Genomic DNA, 19,753 nt, shown 5'->3' with positions numbered 1-19,753 from the left:
GCCTCGCCTGGGTATGGGCCGGAGCCGGCACCGGCGATGCGCGCCGGGGTATCCGGCGGCCGCGGCCGGTGCGCTCCGCTTGGCGGGATCACGCGGGCTGTACGCGCGGGGTCGCGGGCCGGCTCAGCGCGGCGGTTCGATGCGCAGCAGCGCGCCTTCGGGCTCGTCGGTCACCACGTACAGGTTTCCGTCCGCCCCGACCCGCACGTCGCGGATGCGTTCGCCGCGATCCTCCAGCAGCCGTTCCTCGCCGGTGATGCGGTCGCCGTCCAGCGACAGCCGGATCAGTGCCCGCCCCGACAGCGCGCCCAGGAACAGCGAATCGTTCCACTTCGACTGCGGCCGGCCGATGTAGAACGCCATGCCCGACAGGGCGGGCGACTTCTCCCAGACATGGTGCGGCGCCTCCATGCCCGGCGCGGCCTCGCCGACGGCTTCCGGGATCTTCAGCCCGCTGTAGTTGATGCCGTGCGTGACGACGGGCCAGCCGTAGTTCCGGCCGGGCTGCGGCAGGTTGATCTCGTCCCCGCCGCGCGGGCCGTGCTCGGCCTCCCAGAGCTTTCCGGTACGCGGGTCCACCGCCAGCGACTGGCTGTTGCGGTGCCCGTAGCTCCAGATTTCCGGGCGCGCGCCCTGCCGCCCGACGAAGGGGTTGTCGGCCGGCACGCTGCCGTCGAGGTTCAGGCGCACCAGCTTGCCTTGCAGCATGTCGAGCTTCTGCGCGGTGGGCCGGTCGTTGCGTTCGCCCTGACTGATGAAGACGTGGCCGGCCGCGTCGAACGCGATGCGCGAACCGAAATGGTTGGGCCCCTCGAGCTTGGGCTGCTGCTGGTAGATGCGGCGGAAGCCGTCGATGCGGTCGGCACCCAGCGTGCCGTAGCCGACTGCCGTGCCCGCGGTGCCGTCCGGGCCGGGCTCGGCATAACTCAGCCAGATGCGGCGGTTGCTCGCGAAGGCCGGGTCGAGCACGACGTCGAGCAGCCCACCCTGGCCTTCGGCGAAGACCGCGGGGACGCCGGCCAGCGGTGCGGAGATCGAGCCGTCGGCGCCGACGCGGCGCAGCCGGCCGGCACGCTCGGTGACCAGGAAGCCGCCCTCGGGGAGCGGTGCCACCGCCCAGGGATGCTCGAGGCCGCGTGCGAGGGTGGTCACGCCCATGGCGCCGGCCTTCGTGGCCACGTTTTCGGCCGCGGTGGGGCCGGCCGGGCCGGCCGCGCCCGGCGCGGCTGCGGGGCGATCGCAGGCCGACAGCGCGAACACGACCGCCAGGGCGGCCAGACGGGTGTGCGTGCGATGCATGGAAATCTCCTCGCAGGGCGGCGGCCCGGCATCGTAGTCCAACGCGGCCCCGCGACGGCGCACGCCACGCCCCGGCGGTCGACCGTCAGCGGTACCCGGCGGCCTGCAGCTCGAAGAGCTCGGCGTACCGACCCCGCTGCCGCATGAGTTCGTCATGCGTGCCCGCGGCCTCCAGCCGGCCCTCGGCCAGCACGAGGATGCGGTCGGCCATGCGCACGCTGCTGAACCGGTGGGAGATCAGCACGGTGGTGCGCGCCTCGCTGAGGTCCCTGAAGCGCTGGAAGACCTCGAACTCGGCGCGCGCATCGAGCGCCGCGGTGGGCTCGTCGAGGATCACCACCTGCGCATCGCGCATGTAGGCGCGCGCGATCGCGATCTTCTGCCACTGTCCGCCGGAAAGGTCGACGCCGTCGCGGAAGCGGCGGCCGATCATCTGTTCGTACTTGAGCGGCAGCGCCTCGATGACCTCGTCGGCCAGCGCACGCCGCGCGGCTTCGCGGATCCGCGCGCCGTCGTGCATGGCCTCGACCCTCCCGACGCCGATGTTCTCGCCCGCCGTGAGGTGGTAGCGCACGAAGTCCTGGAACACGACCCCGATGTTGCCGCGCAGGTCGTCGAGGTCGTAGTCGCGCAGGTCGCGCCCGTCGAGCAGGATGCGGCCCTCGTCGGGGTCGTACAGGCGGGCGAGCAGCTTGACCAGCGTGGTCTTGCCGGCGCCGTTCTCGCCGACGAGGGCGAGCACCTCGCCCGCGCGCAGTTCGAAGGACACGCCGCGCAGCGCCCAGCGTTCGGCGCCGGGATACCGGAAGCCGACGTTCTCGAACACGAAGCCGCGGCGGATCGGCCGCGGCACGGCAACGGGGTTCGCCGGCGAGCGGATCTCGGGCTCGATCTCGAAGAAGGAGAACAGGTCGTCGAGGTACAGCGCCTGCCCCGCGATCTGGGAAAAGCCCACCAGCAGCCCTTCGAGCAGCTGCCGCAGCCGCCGGAAGCTGCCTGCGAGGAAGGTGAGGTCGCCGATGCTGAAATCGCCCCGCAGCGTACGCCAGACGATGTACGCATAGGCCACGTAGTAGCCCAGCGTGCCGAGCGCCGCGAGCACCGTGCCCCAGACCGCGCGACGCCGCGCCAGCGCGCGGTTGGCGGCGTAGAAGCGTTGGGCCAGGTCGCGAAATCGCGCGATCAGGAAGCGGTGCAGGCCGAAGATCTTCACTTCCTTGGCCGTCTCGACGCTCGCGCCCATCTGCCGCACGTACTCGAGCTGGCGGCGCTCGGGCGTCCACTGGAAGTTGAGCGAGTAGCCCAGCGCGTTGAAGTGCGATTCGCCGATGAAGGCGGGCACCAGCGCCACCGCCAGCAGCAGGATCAGCCAGGGTGCGTAGACCAGCAGCCCGATGGCGAAGGTCACCACGGTGATGGCGTCCTGCACCTGGCCGAAGAGCTGGCCCATGAGGTTCATGCGGCCCATGGTCTGGCGCCGCGCGCGGTCGAGCCGGTCCTGCAGGTCCGGGTCCTCGAAGTCCTCGAGGTCGAGCGTGGCGGCATGCTCCATCAGGCGGACGCTGGTGGCGTTCGTGAACAGCTCCGAGAGCAGCGAGTCCGCGTAGCTGACGGCGCGCCCGAGCAGGTCCGAGAACACCGCGAGACCGAACTCGAGTGCGATCAGGAAGGCCAGGTCGTCCAGCTGGCCGCTGCGCCAGAGCGAGGGCAGGTCGGCGCCCGGCGCCAGCCCGATCAGTCGCACGGCCTCGTCGATGATGAGCTTGCCGACATACAGCGTGGCCACCGGCAGCAGTGCGCGCACGAGGCGCAGGCCGAGGCTGGCCATCGTCAGCGCCGGGCTCGCGGCCCAGATCTGCCTCAGGAAGGGCGGGAGGTTTCGCAGCGCATCGAAGCGCTCGCGCAGGCTGGGCTGGGCGCGTGGGGCGGCTGTCGGCGGCATGCGGCATTCTGGGCCGCGGCGCTGCCGGCACGCGGTGAAGCGGCGGGCGGGGCGGAGATGGAGCGGGCTGCACAGATTCTTGCCGCCCGGCGTCCGCACAATGCCTCAGCTGCGCGTCCGGCGGCCGACGCGGCCCCGGGATCCCCCAACCGTGGCTCGCACGGAGTTCCATGGCACGAAGCTCGACCTCACCGGCCGCCGGCGCCGATTCGCCTTCCCGGCGAGCCGCCGCGATCGCCCGCCTGCTGAAGGCGCCCCTTGCCTTCGGTGCGGTTTCGTTCGTGTCCGCGTTGGGGGTGGCGCGCCTGGATGGCGTCCTCGCGCAGGTCCTGCTGGGTGCCGTGGCGGGCGCGTGGGCGGGACTGTGGACAGTGCGACGCCTTCCCGGCGGAGCCGACCTGCGCTGGCTGCTGCCTGCCGGCTTCTTCGTCGCGGGGCTGGTCGCCGCAGGCATGAGCCCACTGCCCGCCGCGGGGATCGCGGCCGGCCTGCTGCTGCTGGTCGGCGGCACGCGTCTGCTGCCGGACCACCTCGCGCCGGGGGACGCGGAGGAGCCGCGTGCAGTGGCCGCCGCGCTCGTGGGCCTGGGGGCAGGCTCCCCGCTGCTCGCGCTCGCGGTCTCGCTCGCCGAGGCTGGCGCGCCCGCGACGTCAGGCTGGTCGGGCATCGCCGCGGGTGCGGTGGGGGCGTTCGCGCCCGCGCTCGCCTTGACGGGCCGACGCGACGACGACTCCTTCGAAAAGGTCCCGGGTCGGCGCGGGGCGGCCCTGGCCGCGGCGCTCGGCCTGGTCGCGGTCGCGCTGTGGCTGTGGGCGCCCCATCTGGTGCCCCTCGCCGCCGTGGCCGTCGTGGCGTACGCGACGGGTGGCGGGCCGCGGGTGTCCGGGACGGTCGCAGGCCTTCTGGTCCTGTTCGTGGCCGCGGTCGCGCACCTGCGGCCCGACGCGCTGCGCGAGGCCTTCGGAGGATGGTCGACGCCCGCCGTGATGGCGCTGCTGGCGTCGGGCCTCGCCGTCGCCTTCGTCGTCAGCCTCGTGGTCCTGCAGCGGGACCGCCTGCGCGCGCGCCTGCGTGCCACCAGCAGCCACCTGCTGACGCTCGCGGAGAAGAGCCCGGGCCTGGTCGCCACGCTGGACCGCGACCTGCGCCACCGCGCGAGCAACCAGGCCTACCAGACCTGGACCGCGCGCTCTGCCGAGGCGCTTGTCGGGCTGCCGCTCGCGGACGTGCTGGGCCCCGACGCCACCGCCGCCATGCGAACCAGCCTGCAGCGGGCCCTGGCCGGTGCCTCGCAGCGCCTGCAGGCCGAAGCGCGGGGGCGCGTGCTCGATGTGCGCCTGGAGCCCTGGTTCGGCCTCGACGGCGCGATCGCCGGCGTGCACCTGCTGGCCGAGGACGTGACCTGGCGCGGTCAGCACGAGCGCGACATGCGCTCGCTCCTGGCCGCCGCCCCCGAGCCCACGCTGGTGCTGGAGGAGAACGGGCTCATCCTTTTCCACAACCAGCACGCGCTCGACCTACTGGGCGTGCAGGCGGGCGAGCTCGTGGGCACCCCGCTGACGGCCTGGCTGGCCGAGGCGCCGCACGGCGCCGTGCCGGCGCACGGCGGCATGCGCGCGCGGCGCCGCGACGGCAGCATCTTCCCGGTCGAGCTGCGCCTGGGCTCGATGCCCGGTGAACACGGGGGTCGCTCGGTCGTCTCCCTGCGGGACCTGTCGGCCCAGCACGCGCTGGAGGAGGCCGCGCGCGCCGCGCGCGAGCAGGCGCAGGCGACGCTGGACTCGATCAGCGACGCCCTCGTGGTCTGCGACCTGGCGGGAACCATCACCGCGTTCAACCCGGCAGCGGCCGAGCTCACCGGATGGGCGCGCGACGAAGCGGTCGGCCGCCGGCTCGAGGAGGTGGTCAGCCTCGTCGAGCCCGCGCGCGGCATGCCGCAGCCGTCGGTGCTGCGCGAGGTGCTGCGCACGGGCCGGCCGATGCGGCTGGAAGGCGAGCGCGAGCTCGTGCGGCGGGACGGCACGCAGCGCCCCATCGAGGAATCGGCCTCGCCCCTGTACGACCGCGACCGGCGCGCCGTGGGCGCGGTGCTGATGTTCCACGACGTCACGCATGTCCGCGAGCACGCGCAGGCGCTCTCGCACATGGCGCAGCACGACCACCTCACCGGCCTGCCCAACCGGGTGCTGTTCCAGGACCGCCTCACGCAGGCGCTGGCCACCGTGGGGCAGGGCGGCAAGGGCGCGGTCCTGTACATGGACCTCGACAAGTTCAAGCCCATCAACGACACGCTCGGCCACCCGGTGGGCGACAAGGTGCTGCAGGAAGTCGCCCGCCGCCTGCGCGAATGCGTGCGCGCCGACGACACGGTGAGCCGCCAGGGCGGCGACGAATTCGTCCTGCTGCTGGTGCGCCTGGCCGACCCGCGCGACGCCGCGCGCGTGGCCGAGAAGCTGATCCGCAGCATCGAGCAGCCCATCCTCGTCGACGGCCACGAGCTGCGCGTGGGCGCCAGTGTCGGCATCTCGCTGTTCCCGCAGGACGGCCGCGATGCGCGCACGCTGATGAAGCAGGCCGATACCGCGCTCTACCACGTCAAGGAATCCGGCCGCGGCCGCTACAGCTACTTCACCTACCAGATGGGCGAGCATGCCGACGCCCGCATGCGCATGGAGCATGACCTGCGCCTGGCCTTGATGGCGGAAGACTTCGTGCTGGACTACCAGCCGGTCGTCGACGCGCGCGACGGGCGCTTCCGCGCGGTGGAGGCCCTGCTGCGCTGGCGGCGCATGGACGGCACCGTCCTGCGCCCGGAGAGCTTCCTGTCGGCCGCGGAGGAGACCGGGCTGATCCTGCAGATCGACGAATGGGTGATGCGCAAGGCCTGCCTGCAGAACGCCGCCTGGCAGCAGGCCGGCCTTCCGCACTGCCCCGTGTCGATCAACGTCTCGCTCGCGCGCTTCGACGCCGCGCGCCTGCTCGGGCAGATCGACGCGGCCCTGGGCGAGGCCACGCTGGACCCGCAATGGCTGGAGGTCGAGTTCCGGGGCGAGCAACTGTTCCCGCTGGGGCAGGCCGGGCGCAGCCTGGTGGCGGACCTGCGTGCGATGGGGGTCAGGGTCGCCGTGGACGACGTGGCCAGCGCGCAGGCCAGCGTCGCCCAGCTCATCGACTTCGGCTTCGACGCCCTCAAGCTCGACCTTGGCGTGGTCGGCGCGCTGGGCGAGGACGAGCGCGCCCGCCGCATCGCCGAAGCCGTCTGCCGCAGTGGCGCGGCCCTGGGCTGCCCGGTGATCGCCAAGGGCGTGGAGAGCGAGGCGCATCGCGACCTGCTGCTCGCCTGGGGTTGCGACGGTATGCAGGGCGCTCTGTTCTTCCCGCCCGCCGCCTCCGACCTGCTGCCGAGCATGCTCGACCCCTCGCAGCCGACCTCGCTCGCCCGGCGCGCCTGAGGGCACCGGGCCGCGCCGCCCGGAAGCGCGTTCGGGCCCCGCGCAGGGCCAAGCCGGCGCGGGCGGGTTGCCGCGCGGCGGACCGGAGGGCCGGGCGGGCCTTCCCAGGGCGGTAAAATGGGCGACTTTCCGCCGCCGCCCACCGCCGTGTCCGCCCAAGCCGTTTCCTTCGCGCCGTCCGCGCCCGTCGTCATCCGCCAGGACGACCTGATCCAGTCCGTCGCCGACGCGCTGCAGTACATCAGCTACTACCACCCGGTCGACTACATCAAGGCGCTCACCGCGGCCTACGAGCGCGAGCAATCGCCCGCCGCGCGCGATGCGATGGCGCAGATCCTGATCAACTCGCGCATGTGCGCCGAAGGCCGCCGGCCGATCTGCCAGGACACCGGCATCGTCACCGTCTTCCTGGACGTCGGCATGGACGTGCGCTGGGACGGCGCCACGATGGGCGTGGAGGACATGGTCAACGAGGGCGTGCGCCGCGCCTATTCGCACCCGGACAACGTACTGCGCGCCAGCGTGCTGGCCGATCCCGCCGGCGTGCGCCGGAATACGCGCGACAACACGCCTGCCGTGATCCACGTGAAGCTCGTGCCGGGCAACACCGTGCACGTGACCGTGGCCGCCAAGGGCGGCGGCTCGGAAGCGAAGTCGAAGTTCGCCATGCTCAACCCGTCCGATTCCATCGTCGACTGGGTGCTGAAGACCGTGCCGACCATGGGCGCCGGCTGGTGCCCCCCGGGCATGCTCGGCATCGGCATCGGCGGCACCGCCGAGAAGGCGATGCAGCTGGCCAAGGAAGTCCTCATGGAGCCGGTCGACATCCAGGACCTCATCGCGCGCGGCCCGACGAACCGCATCGAGGAACTGCGCCTGGAGCTGTACGAGAAGGTCAACGCGCTCGGCATCGGCGCGCAGGGACTGGGCGGGCTGACCACGGTGCTCGACGTCAAGATCAAGGACTATCCGACGCACGCGGCCAACCTGCCGGTTGCCATCATCCCGAACTGCGCGGCCACCCGGCATGCGCACTTCACGCTGGACGGCTCCGGCCCGGCGATGCTCGAGCCGCCGTCGCTGGAGGACTGGCCGAAGCTCACTTACGACGCGAGTGCCGGCCGCCGGGTAGACCTCGACACCCTCACGCGCGAGGACGTCGCGAGCTGGACGCCTGGCGAGGTGCTGCTGCTCAACGGCAGGCTCCTCACCGGCCGCGACGCCGCGCACAAGCGGATCGTCGACATGCTCGACCGCGGCGAGCCCTTGCCCGTCGACCTCGCGGGCCGCTTCATCTACTACGTCGGCCCGGTGGACCCGGTGCGCGACGAGGTCGTCGGCCCGGCCGGCCCGACCACGGCCACGCGGATGGACAAGTTCACCGAGCAGGTGCTCGCGCAGACCGGCCTGCTGGGCATGGTCGGCAAGGCCGAGCGTGGCCCGGCGGCCATCGAGGCGATCCGCCGGCACCGGTCGGCCTACCTGATGGCGGTCGGTGGCGCGGCTTACCTCGTCTCGAAGGCGATCCGGGCCGCGCGCGTGGTGGCCTTCGAGGACCTGGGCATGGAAGCGATCTACGAGTTCACCGTGCAGGACATGCCGGTGACCGTCGCCGTCGACTCGCAGGGCACCTCGGTGCACGCGACGGGCCCGCGCGAGTGGCAGGCCCGCATCGGCAAGATTCCCGTGGTGGTCGAGCCGGCCTGATCCCTCCGATGCCCGGTCCGCCGGGCATCGTCGCGCAGGCGGTCCTCGTGCTGCGAACGGGCCGGCGCGGCGGGGCCTTGCCGCAAAGCGACCGGCGGGCGCGGCCTTGCCCGGGCTAAGCGCGCCGGGCGAGCTCCGACAGCATCGCCCGGGTGTCGGGCTGCCGCAGGTAGGCCTCGGCCAGGCCTTCGAGGCCGGCGAGGTTCGTGTCGCTCACGTCGTCCAGGTCGTCCAGGCCGACGGTGAGCGGCGCCTGCAGGCGGAAATAGCCGTTGCCGACCACGTGCCGCGCGATGTAGTCCACCGCCTCGGCATTGCCGTCGAAGAGCACGTCGATGATGGGCACCGCCCATTCCAGCGCGCCCCATTCGCGCGCCGAGCGCAGGTCGATCGGGCGGATGCGCTCGCCGCTGCCTACCGACAGCACCAGCAGATCCTGCGGGCAGTGCACGCGGTCGTCCTTGCGCAGGGCCTCGGCGATCGCACAGGCGGTGGGATTGTTCGCGACGACGCCGCCGTCGATGAGCGCGCGCTCGATACCCTCCACCCGCATGGGATGGGCCGGGACGTACGTGGGCGCGGCGCTGGTGGCGCGGCACACCTCGCGCACGCGCAGTTCGGCGTGCTCGGGCTTGAAGCTCTTGAAGACGACGGGCTTGCGACTGAGCGTGTCGTATGCGGTGACCAGCGTGGGCACGCGCAGGTCGCCCAGCCGCGCGTCGCCGAAGGTGTCGGCCAGGACGGCCTCCAGCCCGCGTCCGTCATAGCGCGGCGCGGACGGGCCTTCGCGGAGGAACCGCGCGGCGCGCGACCACAGGCGCCTTGCCATGCCCGGGAAGATCTCGTGGCGTCGCATGCGGTACAGCTGCGCCAGGTCTTCCGGCGCGCGGCCCAGCGCGAGGCCGCAGGCGATCAGGCCGCCGCTCGAGCTGCCCGCCAGGAGATCGAAGCTTCCCGGGATCGCAGGCTTGCCGGCTGCAGCCAGCGCAGCGTCCACCCCCGCCAGCCATCGGCAGGTCACCAGCCCGCGGATGCCGCCGCCGTCGAGCGAAAGGATGCGTCGGATGTGCATGGCCGTCCATCCCTGATGGCCCTCGATTGTCCAACCTGCCGGTCGCGCCGGTCGCGACGTCAGATCAGGCTTTCGTCGTCATGTGCCCGCCGCTCGGCATTGAGCTGGGCATCGATGTCGCGGTTGACGGATGTGTCGGCACAGGCCGACGGCTCCGGCGCGGGGCGCCGTGGCGCGAGCCCGATGTGCTCGGCTACCGTCTCCGGCATGGCCGCGGTGAGCACGTACTGCACCGGGCGGGGGCCATCGATGGCCGCCTTCTCGAAGGCCGATTTCACCGCTCGGATCGCCTCGCTGCGCGTCTTGCCGAGGTCGCTCGCGCGCTGGTTGACCCAGCCGAAGAACTTCAGCTGCACGCCGCCACCCATGTAACCGTCGACGACCGAGGAGGGCGCGGGGTCGGCCAGCACGCCGTCCACCCGGGCAATGGCCTCCAGCGCCAGCGCCTGGGACTCCCGCGCCGACTCGTTGACGTCGATCACCACGGTGAACTCGAAGCGCCGGTTGGCGTTCTGCGAGAAGTTGGTGACCACGGACTTGAACACGAGCGCGTTCGGCAGCGACACCTGGTTGCCGTCGAAGGTCATGAGCAGCGTCGAGCGCGCGGTGAGCGCGACCACCTTGCCTTCGTACCTGTCCACCAGGATGTGGTCGCCCGGGGAGAACCAGCGACGCAGGCCCAGCAGGATGCCGGCGACGTAGTTCTCCGCGATGTCGCGGAAGGCGAAGCCCACCGCGATGCCGACCACGCCGGCCGAGCCCAGCAGGGCGCCCACCACCGCGGTCGCCTCCAGCAGGTCCAGTGCGATGAGCAGCCCGACGAGCAGGAACCCCCAGCGCACGAAGCGGGCCACCAGCGAATCGATGTACGGGTTCTTGGCGCTGAAGCGCGAGAGGTGGATGCGCCGGCTGAAGAAGCGCCCGATCCACCAGGCGACCAGCACGATCAGCCCGGCGACCACGAGCAGCGGACCCTTGGCGACGAGGCCGATGAGCTTTCCGTAGACCTGCCGCAGCGCCACCTGCAGGCGCTCGGCCAGGCCCGCGTCCACCGCGATGCGGTTGTCGACGCCGGCCACTCCGGGGATCTGGCTCGCCACCTGCGCGGCATGCGCGCGCGCGGCGGCGGTGGCGACCGGGCCGTCGAGGCGGATCACGCCGCGGGTCGAAGTCGCGGTGACCTCGCGCAGGTCCGGGTCGGCCTGGAAGCGACGGGCCACCTGCAGGGCGATGCGCGCGTCGTCGGGGCCCGGGAGCGTATCCGCGGGCTGGACCGCGGCCTTGACGGGCGCCGCCGCGGCGGGCGCCTGGGCAGCCGCGACGAAGGACGTGAGGACGAGAAGGGCGGCCAGCAGGCTGGCCAGGACGCTTCGTGGCACGGATACCTCAGAGCTGGGACTTGATCGGCAGCAGGAACGTTTCCGACAGCCGCTCCACCCACGGCCGCTCCTTCCACATCGCGTAGGTGTAGGGCCTGGCCGAGCGCAGGTCGTTCTCGAACACGGCCGTCATCTGCTGCGCGAAACCACGATGGTAGACGTTCAGGCTCGCCTCGTCGTTGAGCCGGAAGGAGCGGATGTCGAAGTTGGTCGAGCCCACCGAGACCATGTAATCGTCGACCACCAGCAGCTTCACGTGCAGCATGGTCGGCTGGTAGATGTGGATCTGCGCGCCGGCCTGCAGCAGGGGTCCCCATTCGCGCTTGGACGCGATGCGCACGGTCTCCGAATCGATGTGCTTGCCCGGCAGCATGATGCGCACGCGCACGCCGCGTTTCATTGCGGCGACGAGCGCCTTGACGATGAGCTCGTCCGGCACGAAGTAGGACGCGGCAAGGTCGATCGTGCGCGTGGCCGCGGCGATGGACATCAGGTACATCAGGTGCATGCTCTCGCTTCCGCCGGCGGGCGAGGCGATGAACAGGTGCGCGTTCATGTCGCCGGCCTTCTCCAGTGGCGGGAAGTAGCGGGCTCCGTTGAGCACCGCGCCGGTCGTCTTGATCCAGTTGTCGTTGAAGGCGGCCTGCAGCTGCGCCACCACCGGCCCCTCGATGCGGAAGTGCATGTCGCGCCAGTGGGCGGGGTCCTGCGCGTGGCCGCTCCACTGGTCGGCGATGCCCACGCCGCCCGTGAAGCCGATCCGGCCGTCCACCACCAGCAGCTTGCGGTGGGTGCGGTTGTTCATGCGACCGAGGTTGTACCAGTGCAGCGGGCGGTAGCGCTGCACCTCCACGCCCGCGTCCTGCATGAGCTGGAGCAGCGAGGCGTCCATCTTGATGCTGCCCGCCCAGTCGACCGTCGTGCTCACCTTGACGCCCGCGCGGGCGCGCTCGGCCAGCGCCTCGGCGAACTGCCGGCCGATCTCGCCCGACCAGTAGATGTAGGTCTCGAAGGTGATGGTTTCCCTTGCCCCCCGGATCGCCTGCAGCATCGCCGGGAAGATTTCGTCGCCGTTGTTGAGCGGCGTGACGTGGTTGCCCGGCACGATCGCCGGCCCGAGCATCACGCTCATCTCGCGATGGAACTGCGGGTCTTCGGTCGCGTAGGCGTGCGTGATGCGGCGCTCGAGCTTCTTCTCCGGCGTGGCGAAGTTCATCGAGAGGACGACGAGCAGCAGCGTCGCCAGCGCCGTGATGGCGATGGTCCAGTACATCCGGCGTCGGCTCCATCGAAGGCGGGGGGTCATTGGGAAGCGACTGTGGCGGCCGCCCGCGCAAGCGGGCGTGAAGCGGCTGTCAGTCCAGCCACCACGACAGCGCGAACAGCCCGAGCATGGCGAACACGAGGCCGAGCTTGAGCACCGTTCCGAGCACGATCCCCATCCAGGTCCCCATGCCGACCCGGGTGGCGTGGCCCATGTCCTCCCGCCCGAGCGCGCGCCGATGGGCCAGCTCGCCCAGCAGCGCCCCGACGAAGGGGCCGATGAACACGCCCAGCAGGCCCATCAGGAGGCCCGCGAAGGTGCCGATCACCGCGCCCAGCAGCGCCAGCCGGCTCGCGCCGACGCGCTTGGCGCCCATGGCGGTGGCGAGGAAGTCGATCCCGAAGGAGAGCAGCGTCAGCAGCCCGAGCACCACGAGCACGGGCCAGCCCACCTGCTGGAAATCGCCCGCCCATGCCGCGAGCAGCATGCCGGCGAATACCAGCGGGACCCCGGGCAGGGCGGGAAGCACCGTGCCGGCGATGCCGACCAGTACGAGCAGCGCGGAGAGGAGGTACCAGAGGGTGTCGGGATCAGTCACGGGACGAGGTTCCGGAAGGTTGGCAAGTCTCGTTGAATTCTCGTTCAGCGCGCGTTACCGTTCGGACGCTGCCCTTGCCAGGGTCACCGAGAATCGTGGCCCGATGTCGACCGGCCGCATGGCCGGCTCGCTCCATCGTTGCACCCGCTTCCTCCTTGCAAGCAGCACGCGCGAACGCGCGTCCCCAACAGTAACGTTTCAGGGAGCAAGTCAGTCATGAGTCGTGAGACCGGTACGGTCAAGTGGTTCAACGATGCCAAGGGCTTCGGCTTCATCAGCCGCGAGAACGGCGAGGACGTGTTCGTCCACTTCCGTGCCATCCAGATGCAGGGCTTCAAGAGCCTGAAGGAAGGGCAGAAGGTCAGCTTCACCGTCGTCCAGGGCCAGAAGGGCCTGCAGGCCGACGCCGTGCAGGCCGTCTGACGCGAATCCGCAGCAAGGAAAAAGCCCGGCGATGCCGGGCTTTTTCTTGGGCTCATGGTGCGCGGTATCAGTTCTGCGCCGGGGTGTTCTCGGCGAAGTACTCGTGGTTGTCGGCGTTGTCGAGTGCGCGGGTCGGGTCGCTGGCGGCGAGTGACTTCGCCGCGCTCTGCCCGTATGCATGGTCGTCCGTGCCGGCCACGACGTTGAAGTGGCTCATCTCGTGCACCAGCGTGCCGGCCTTGGAATCGGTGCCCGTGAGCGGGGCGTTCCAGAACGCGCGGCAGACGAAGATCTCGTAGGGGCGGGTGGGGTAGACGTAGGCGTAGTAGCTCTGGTTGCAGCCGCAGTTGATCGTCACCTGGCCGCCGCTCTGGTCCAGCGCGGCGTCGATGTCGACGAAGTGCTGGCGCGCGGTGGCGTAGCGGGTCGAGGTATAGGCGCCGAACCACGTCGTGTAGCGCGCGCCCACGGTGCCGGCCGCGAGATAGCCCTTGCTGTTCTCGGAGTAGTTGCGGGCGGCGCTGACCGCGCTGCCCAGCGTGTTGATCTGCGTGGTCGAGCAGCCCTTGTACGAGATGCCGTTGACCACCGTCGCGCCCGTGCTCGGCTTGCGCTGGGCCTGCAGCTTCTGCGCGCCGAGCTGGTCGGTGCCGTCGACCCACAGCTTCAGCGGCGCACTCTGCGCGCGCATGGGCAGGCCCGAGGCGGTCTTGAGCATTTCGCCCGTGGACAGCGAGGCATGCTGCAGCGGGGCCGAATACGCCACGGTGTATTCGCCCGAGCGGGACATGTCGTAGAAGGCGGACAGGTCGACCGTGGCACGGACCGTCTGCCCCGGCTGCAGGATCGCGAACTCGCGCGCGCCGGGGAGGCCGCGCTTGATCATCGGCCCTTCGTAGGCCACCGGCTGGCCATCCCGCGTGACCTCGAACAGCTTGGCCTGCAGGAAGCTCCCGGGCAGCTGCCACGCCGGCACGCGGACGATGCGGTCGCTGGTATTGGTGACCTGCACCTCCACCACGCCGAGGAAGCCGGACGTGCCGGCGGCGGCGACCATGGAAACCCGCAGGGGGTTCACGCGGGCCGCGGAGGCCGCGGCGGTGGCGGGCGTGTTGACGACGGCGGCTACGCCGCCTGCCAGGACTGCGGTCGCGGCGAGCAGGGCTACGGGGTTCTTCATCGGGCGCCTCGGTGGGTGGGGGGAAGCCACGGAGGCCCGACGTTAATCCGCCGGACAGGTGAGGGCACGCCGCGCTGCAGCAAACGGAAAACCGCGACACGACCGGCCAAATGCGAACGGCCCGGGAAGCCGGGCCGTTCGCGAGTGCCGGAGCGGAGTGGTCAGCGTACCCAGGCGCGGCCGTTGTAGACCCGCACGTAGGAGCCTTCGCGGATGCCGCCGAGGTCGTTCTGCGTCACCACGGTGGTGCGCCCGTCGTTCATGCGCACGTGGAGGGTGTAGCGGGTGCCGCCACCCATGTTGCGCTGGATGGCCGCGCCCGCTGCAGCGCCGGCCGCGGCGCCCGCAACCGTCGCGGTGTTCTGGCGGCCGCGGCTCTCGTCATCGGTGAGCTCGCGACCGGCCGCGGCGCCGACCAGCCCCCCGATCACGGCGCCGGTGACGCCCGAGCCTGCCGTTCCGCGCACTGTCTCGATTCGGGTCACCGTGCCGCAGTCGTAGCAGGCGCTGCCCGAGCCCGCCGGGGGCGGCGAGCCGGCGTATCCGGGCGACGTGGTGGCGCAGCCGGCCAGGGCCAGCAGGGACGCCGTCGCGACGGCGATGAGTTTGATCTGCGTGTTCATGCGCGCTCCCGTTTCGTTGGGCGGAGGTCGCCGGCTTTCGCCATGCGGCCCGGATGCTGGGAGCGCCCTCGTGAACCAGGGATCAAGCGCGTCGGCGGTGTTCAGTCGCGGGTGCGGAACGTCGCCGGCGTGTCTATCGGCGGTAGTCGTCGTGGTAGGCCTTGCACGCGTCGCCGATCTTCGCCACGGCCGCCTGCACGCCCGCGCAATTCAGCGGCGGGCTGGCCAGGGCCGCGTCGACCGCTGCCCGCATGCCCCCGGCATGCCGTACGAATGCCGCGTCGTCGCGCAGGTCGCCGAAGGCCGGCTCGAAGTCGTTGGCCAGGTGGCGAAGCGTGGTCAGGTGCGGGATGGTGTCGGTGGCCGCGCAGCGGTTGGCGGTCACGTTGCCGCGCAGCGCGGAAACGTGCGCCTGCATCACGTACATCACCGCTTCGGGGTAATGGTCCTTCCGCGCGTCCAGCGCGCGCGTGAGCATGACGGTGGCGACCGCGCCCACCACCAGCCCCAGCATGAGCATGAAGAAGTAGCGTCCGGCGGCATTGCCGCTCAGGCGCTGCGCGGGGCGCGGCGTCGGCGTGTCGACCATGTCGGGCTCCTTGCTCGGAAACGCCGGACGATAGCATGCGCATGCGGCGTCGCCGGGCCCGCACCGCCGGCCTTCTACAATGCACGCATGGCCGACCACCCCGACATCCCGCACGACGCGCAGGCCCTCCGGCGCGACCGCTTCGCCGGCATCGACCGCCTCTACGGCGCGGGCTCGGTCGAGCGCCTGGCGCGCATGCGCGTGGCGGTCGTCGGCCTGGGGGGCGTGGGATCGTGGGCGGCCGAGGCGCTGGCACGCTCCGCCGTGGGGCACCTGCGACTGATCGACGCCGACGACATCTGCGTCTCCAATACCAACCGCCAGCTTCCGGCGCTGGAGGGGCACTACGGCGACGCGAAGGTGGCGGCCATGGCGGCGCGCTGCCGGGCGATCAATCCCACGGTCGACGTCGAGGCGGTACCCGCCTTCGCTACCGGCGCCAGCCTCGACGAGCACCTGGGCGAAGGAGTCGACCTCGTGCTCGACGCCTGCGACAGCTTTCGCAGCAAGGTGGAGATGATCGCCTGGTGCCGCCGGCGCAAGCTTCCGCTGATCGTCAGCGGCTCGGCGGGCGGGCGCACCGACCCCACGTTGCTGCGCGTGCGCGACCTGTCGCGCACCGAGCACGACGCCATGCTGGCGCTGGTGCGCAAGAAGCTGCGCGCCGAGTTCGGATTCCCCCGCAATGCCGATCGCTACTTCGGCATCCCGGCGGTCTACTCGCTCGAGAACGTGCGGTATCCGCAGCCCGACGGCAGCGTCTGCGGGCTTCGTCCGCAGGCCGATGGCTCGATGAAGCTCGACTGCGGCGGCGGACTGGGCGCGGCCACGCACATCACCGGGGCATTCGCCTTCGCCATGGCCGGCAAGGCCATCGAGATGCTGCTCAAGCCCCGCCGCTAGCCGCCGGGAGCGGTGCCGGCGGCAGGCCGAACAGGCTCCGCGCATTCCGGGTCGTGGCCGCGGCAACGGCCCCGGGTGTCTGTCCGCGCAGGCCGGCGATCGTTTCGAGCACGCGCACCAGCCGCGCCGGCTCGTTGCGGGCGCCGCGCCGGGCGCAGTCGGGCTGGTCGGGCGAATCGGTTTCCAGCAGCAGGAACTCGATGGGCATGCGCGCCACCAGCCCGCGCAGGCGCGTGGCGCGCTCGTAGGTGACCGGGCCGCCGAGGCCGATCAGGAAGCCCTCGCGCCAGAGCGTTTTGGCCTGCTGCAGGCTCCCGCTGAAGCTGTGCACGACGCCGCGCAGCCCGCCCACGCGGCGGATCGAGGCGATCACCGCGTCGACCGCGCGGCGCGCGTGGACGATCACCGGCAGGTCCATGTCGCGCGCCAGGCGCAGCTGCGCGTCGAAGATCGCCTGCTGCCGCTGCGGGTCCAGCCCCTCGACGAAGAAGTCGAGCCCGCATTCGCCGATCGCGCACGGGCGCTCGCCGGCGACCCGTTCGCGCAGCGCGTCCAGGTGCGAGTCGCGATGGGAAGCGAGGTACATCGGATGCAGCCCGTAGGCCGGATGCAGCCCGGGATACTCGCGACAGACGCGCGCCAGGCGCGGCCAGCCGGCGGCGTCGATGGCCGGCACGACCTGCTGCAGCACGCCCGCGGCGCGCGCGCGGGCGACGACGTCGGCACGGTCGGGCTCGAACTCGTCGACGTCGATGTGCGAGTGCGAGTCGACGAGCTCGATCATCGGCGCACGGGCGGAGCGCCTCCGCGGTCCTTCCAGTTGGCCAGCAGCAGCGTCGCAAGGCCCAGCACGATCTCGTCGATCAGCGGAATCGGGTCGAAGGGCCACAGGACGCTGATCGCGAACAGCACGGCCGTGAGCTTGAACAGCGTCGGATGGCGCAGGCGGCCGGCCCAACGCAGGAACGGAGCAAGGAGAAGTCGCGTCATCGGCATACCCCGGGTGTGACGCGGGACGCTAGCACGCAGGCCGGCGACGGCGCGTGCGCCTGCCGGCCTGAACGGAAATATCACGCGGCGACGCAGGCTCCCGCACTGTTCAGCTTTCCGATGATCGAATCGCTTCGCGCCGGGACACAGCCCGCCGGCACCCATTCGGAGAGCGTCATGGACAAGAACATTCTCGCGGTCGCACTCGGTTCGATGCTGCTGGGCGGCGTCGCCGTGGCGGCCTACAACAGCTTCGGCACGGACGATGCCGCACGCTTCGAGCCGCTGCGGCCCGCGCCCGCGGCAGGCACCGCGCAGCTCGACGCCGCGCGCGGCGCGCAGGCGCAGATCAGCCCGGCCGCGCTCGCGCCGGCACCCGCCGCGCAGCCCCAGCTCGAGTACGCGGAGGTGGTCGATGTCGACCCGGTGACGAAGAAGACGCCGCTGTATGCGACGGTGATCGGCACAGAGCCCATCCGCGAAACGGCGAGCACCTCGGTCCCGCGCGAGGTCTGCGAGGACGTGGTGGTGCAGGAGCGCATGCCCGAGCGCGACGGCAACGTCGGCGGCACCGTGGCCGGCGCGATCATCGGCGGCCTCGTGGGCAGCCGCGTGGGCGACGGCAATGGCCAGAAGGCCGCGACCGCCGCCGGCGCGGTGGCCGGCGGCTTCATCGGCAATCGCCTCGACCGTCGCCACGTCGGCGGGCAGGTCGTCTCGCGCACCGATCGCCAGTGCCGCACGGTCATGGACACCTCGCAGACCTCGCGCACGATCGCGTACAACGTGACCTACCGGAACCCGGACGGCACGGTGGGGAGCATGCGCACGGAGAGCCGTCCCGGTACCCGCATCCGCCTGGGCAGCGATACGCAGACCGTGGGCTACGACGTCACCTACCGCTACCGCGGGAGCGAGGAGACGGTCCGCATGAGCCAGCGCCCGGGCCCGCGCCTGCCGGTCGTGGACGGGCGGGTGATGGCCTCGGCATCCGGGACGCTCGCCAGCCGCGGCTGAGCGTCGTTCCATGCATCGCATGAAAGGGCCGGGCAACCGGCCCTTTCGCGTTGGGCGGGGTGTCGACGGAGTGTGACGGCGCCTACAATGCCCGGCTCCCGTCGCCCGAACGTCCAATTGCCCGCATGGCCCTGAATCCCTACGACCTGTACGACGTCCGTTCGCTGCTGTCCGAGGAAGAGCGGGCCGTGCAGGACACCGTCGCGCGCTTCACCGACGAGCGCGTCATCCCGATCATCGGCGAGTGCTTCGACGAGGGCCGCTTCCCGAAGGAGCTCATCCCGGAAATCGCGGAAATGGGCCTGCTGGGCTCGTCGCTGCCGGAAAAGTACGGCTGCGCCGGGCTCAACGCGGTGAGCTATGGCCTGATCTGCCAGGAGCTCGAGCGCGGCGATTCCGGCCTGCGCAGCTTCGTCTCCGTGCAGAGCTCGCTCTGCATGTACCCGATCTACGCCTACGGCACGGAAGAGCAGCGCATGCGCTGGCTGCCCGGCATGGCCGCGGGCAAGGTGATCGGCTGCTTCGGCCTGACCGAGCCGCACGGCGGCTCCGACCCGGCCAACATGAAGACGAACGCGCGCCGCGACGGGGACGACTGGATCCTCAACGGCTCGAAGATGTGGATCACGAACGGCAACCTCGCCGACATCGCGATCGTCTGGGCGCAGACCGAGGACGGCATCCAGGGCTTCGTGGTCGAAAAGGGCATGGCCGGGTTCGCCGCGCAGGAAATCAAGCACAAGATGTCGCTGCGCGCGTCGGTGACCAGCGCGCTGTACTTCGACAACGTGCGCGTCCCCGAGGCCAACCGCCTGCCGAACGTGAAGGGTCTCAAGGGTCCGCTGGGCTGCCTGACGCAGGCCCGCTACGGCATCACCTGGGGCCCGATCGGCGCCGCCATCGCCTGCCTGGACGAGGCGCTCAACTACACCAAGGAGCGCATGCTCTTCGGCCGGCCGGTCGCCGCCACGCAGAGCGCGCAGATCAAGATGGCCGAGATGGCGCGCCGCATCACCCTGGCGCAGCTGCTGGTGGTCCAGCTCGGCCGCCTCAAGGACGCCGGCGCGATGCAGCCCACCCAGGTCTCGCTGGCCAAGTGGAACAACTGCCGCATGGCCATCGACATCGCGCGCGAATGCCGCGACCTGCTCGGCGGCGCCGGCATCACCACCGAGCACGCCGCCATCCGCCATGCGCTGAACCTCGAATCGGTGATCACCTACGAGGGCACGGAAACCGTGCACCAGCTGGTGGTCGGTCGCGAACTCACGGGAATCAACGCGTTCTGAGGAACCCCGAGCCGCCTGGCGTTCCC

General features: G+C 71.3%; 17 protein-coding genes. 6 read left to right on the top strand and 11 right to left on the bottom strand.

Annotation, left to right across the window (positions count from 1 at the left end):
• Positions 1-123 precede the first annotated feature (123 nt).
• Together EYQ95_RS12500 and EYQ95_RS12495 are read right to left on the bottom strand one after the other, a co-directional pair.
• Positions 124-1,299 carry a PQQ-dependent sugar dehydrogenase gene (locus EYQ95_RS12500; RefSeq protein WP_132327547.1) on the bottom strand — a complete coding sequence of 392 codons (1,176 nt, stop codon included), beginning with the start codon at positions 1,297-1,299 and terminating at the stop codon, positions 124-126.
• 85 nt (positions 1,300-1,384) lie between these two features.
• A complete protein-coding gene (locus EYQ95_RS12495; protein WP_132327546.1) occupies positions 1,385-3,241 on the bottom strand; it encodes an ABC transporter ATP-binding protein in 1,857 nt (618 codons plus the stop codon).
• 170 nt (positions 3,242-3,411) lie between these two features.
• Between EYQ95_RS12495 and EYQ95_RS12490 the strand changes: the two genes are divergently transcribed.
• Together EYQ95_RS12490 and EYQ95_RS12485 are read left to right on the top strand one after the other, a co-directional pair.
• Entirely contained in the window at positions 3,412-6,693 is a 3,282-nt protein-coding gene (locus tag EYQ95_RS12490) for an EAL domain-containing protein (protein ID WP_132327545.1), read from the top strand.
• A 117-nt stretch (positions 6,694-6,810) separates the two neighbouring features.
• Entirely contained in the window at positions 6,811-8,400 is a 1,590-nt protein-coding gene (locus EYQ95_RS12485; RefSeq protein ID WP_132327544.1) for a fumarate hydratase, read from the top strand.
• Between the two features lie 115 nt (positions 8,401-8,515).
• Here EYQ95_RS12485 and EYQ95_RS12480 read toward each other — a convergent pair whose 3' ends face one another.
• The 4 genes from EYQ95_RS12480 to EYQ95_RS12465 form a co-directional block, all read right to left on the bottom strand.
• Positions 8,516-9,472, bottom strand: coding sequence for a patatin-like phospholipase family protein (locus EYQ95_RS12480; protein ID WP_132327543.1), 957 nt, complete (start codon positions 9,470-9,472; stop codon positions 8,516-8,518).
• A 59-nt stretch (positions 9,473-9,531) separates the two neighbouring features.
• A complete protein-coding gene (locus EYQ95_RS12475) occupies positions 9,532-10,851 on the bottom strand; it encodes a mechanosensitive ion channel family protein (RefSeq protein ID WP_132327542.1) in 1,320 nt (439 codons plus the stop codon).
• Positions 10,852-10,858: 7 nt separating this feature from the next.
• Entirely contained in the window at positions 10,859-12,124 is a 1,266-nt protein-coding gene (locus EYQ95_RS12470) for a phosphatidylserine/phosphatidylglycerophosphate/cardiolipin synthase family protein (RefSeq protein ID WP_132327541.1), read from the bottom strand.
• 82 nt (positions 12,125-12,206) lie between these two features.
• Positions 12,207-12,713, bottom strand: coding sequence for a DUF456 domain-containing protein (locus EYQ95_RS12465; protein WP_132327540.1), 507 nt, complete (start codon positions 12,711-12,713; stop codon positions 12,207-12,209).
• 216 nt (positions 12,714-12,929) lie between these two features.
• Here EYQ95_RS12465 and EYQ95_RS12460 point away from each other — a divergent pair, with 216 nt between their 5' ends.
• Positions 12,930-13,136, top strand: coding sequence for a cold-shock protein (locus EYQ95_RS12460; RefSeq protein WP_132327539.1), 207 nt, complete (start codon positions 12,930-12,932; stop codon positions 13,134-13,136).
• Positions 13,137-13,203: 67 nt separating this feature from the next.
• On the opposite strand, the gene EYQ95_RS12455 is transcribed toward EYQ95_RS12460, so the two are convergent.
• The 3 genes from EYQ95_RS12455 to EYQ95_RS12445 all read right to left on the bottom strand — a co-directional run bounded on the left by EYQ95_RS12455 (position 13,204) and on the right by EYQ95_RS12445 (position 15,528).
• Positions 13,204-14,316 carry a M35 family metallo-endopeptidase gene (locus EYQ95_RS12455; protein WP_243699910.1) on the bottom strand — a complete coding sequence of 371 codons (1,113 nt, stop codon included), beginning with the start codon at positions 14,314-14,316 and terminating at the stop codon, positions 13,204-13,206.
• A 161-nt stretch (positions 14,317-14,477) separates the two neighbouring features.
• Positions 14,478-14,939: a glycine zipper 2TM domain-containing protein gene (locus EYQ95_RS12450; protein WP_132327538.1), complete on the bottom strand. Its 462-nt coding sequence runs from the start codon at positions 14,937-14,939 to the stop codon at positions 14,478-14,480.
• Positions 14,940-15,072: 133 nt separating this feature from the next.
• The gene (locus EYQ95_RS12445; protein WP_132327537.1) at positions 15,073-15,528 is read right to left on the bottom strand and encodes a hypothetical protein; all 456 of its coding nucleotides are present in this window, start codon (positions 15,526-15,528) and stop codon (positions 15,073-15,075) included.
• Between the two features lie 87 nt (positions 15,529-15,615).
• On the opposite strand from EYQ95_RS12445, the gene EYQ95_RS12440 reads away from it, so the two are divergent.
• On the top strand, positions 15,616-16,431 hold the full coding sequence (locus tag EYQ95_RS12440; RefSeq protein WP_132327536.1) for a ThiF family adenylyltransferase: 816 nt from the start codon (positions 15,616-15,618) through the stop codon (positions 16,429-16,431).
• On the opposite strand, the gene EYQ95_RS12435 is transcribed toward EYQ95_RS12440, so the two are convergent.
• Both EYQ95_RS12435 and EYQ95_RS12430 read right to left on the bottom strand, forming a co-directional pair.
• Positions 16,415-17,215, bottom strand: a complete 801-nt coding sequence (locus tag EYQ95_RS12435) for a TatD family hydrolase (RefSeq protein ID WP_132327535.1) — start codon at positions 17,213-17,215, stop codon at positions 16,415-16,417. The two genes, EYQ95_RS12440 and EYQ95_RS12435, sit on opposite strands and share 17 nt — an antisense overlap.
• Positions 17,212-17,421, bottom strand: coding sequence for a DUF6116 family protein (locus tag EYQ95_RS12430; RefSeq protein ID WP_132327534.1), 210 nt, complete (start codon positions 17,419-17,421; stop codon positions 17,212-17,214). Before EYQ95_RS12430 ends, EYQ95_RS12435 begins: the two co-directional genes overlap by 4 nt.
• A 177-nt stretch (positions 17,422-17,598) precedes the next feature.
• Between EYQ95_RS12430 and EYQ95_RS12425 the strand changes: the two genes are divergently transcribed.
• Positions 17,599-18,438, top strand: coding sequence for a glycine zipper 2TM domain-containing protein (locus tag EYQ95_RS12425; RefSeq protein WP_132327533.1), 840 nt, complete (start codon positions 17,599-17,601; stop codon positions 18,436-18,438).
• Positions 18,439-18,563: 125 nt separating this feature from the next.
• Positions 18,564-19,727 (top strand): acyl-CoA dehydrogenase family protein, encoded by a 1,164-nt coding sequence (locus EYQ95_RS12420; RefSeq protein ID WP_132327532.1) that lies wholly within the window; start codon positions 18,564-18,566, stop codon positions 19,725-19,727.
• Positions 19,728-19,753: the final 26 nt, after the last annotated feature.

It is taken from the genome of Lysobacter sp. N42 (genome assembly GCF_004344885.1).
This window is presented reverse-complemented; position numbering and strand designations above follow the sequence as displayed.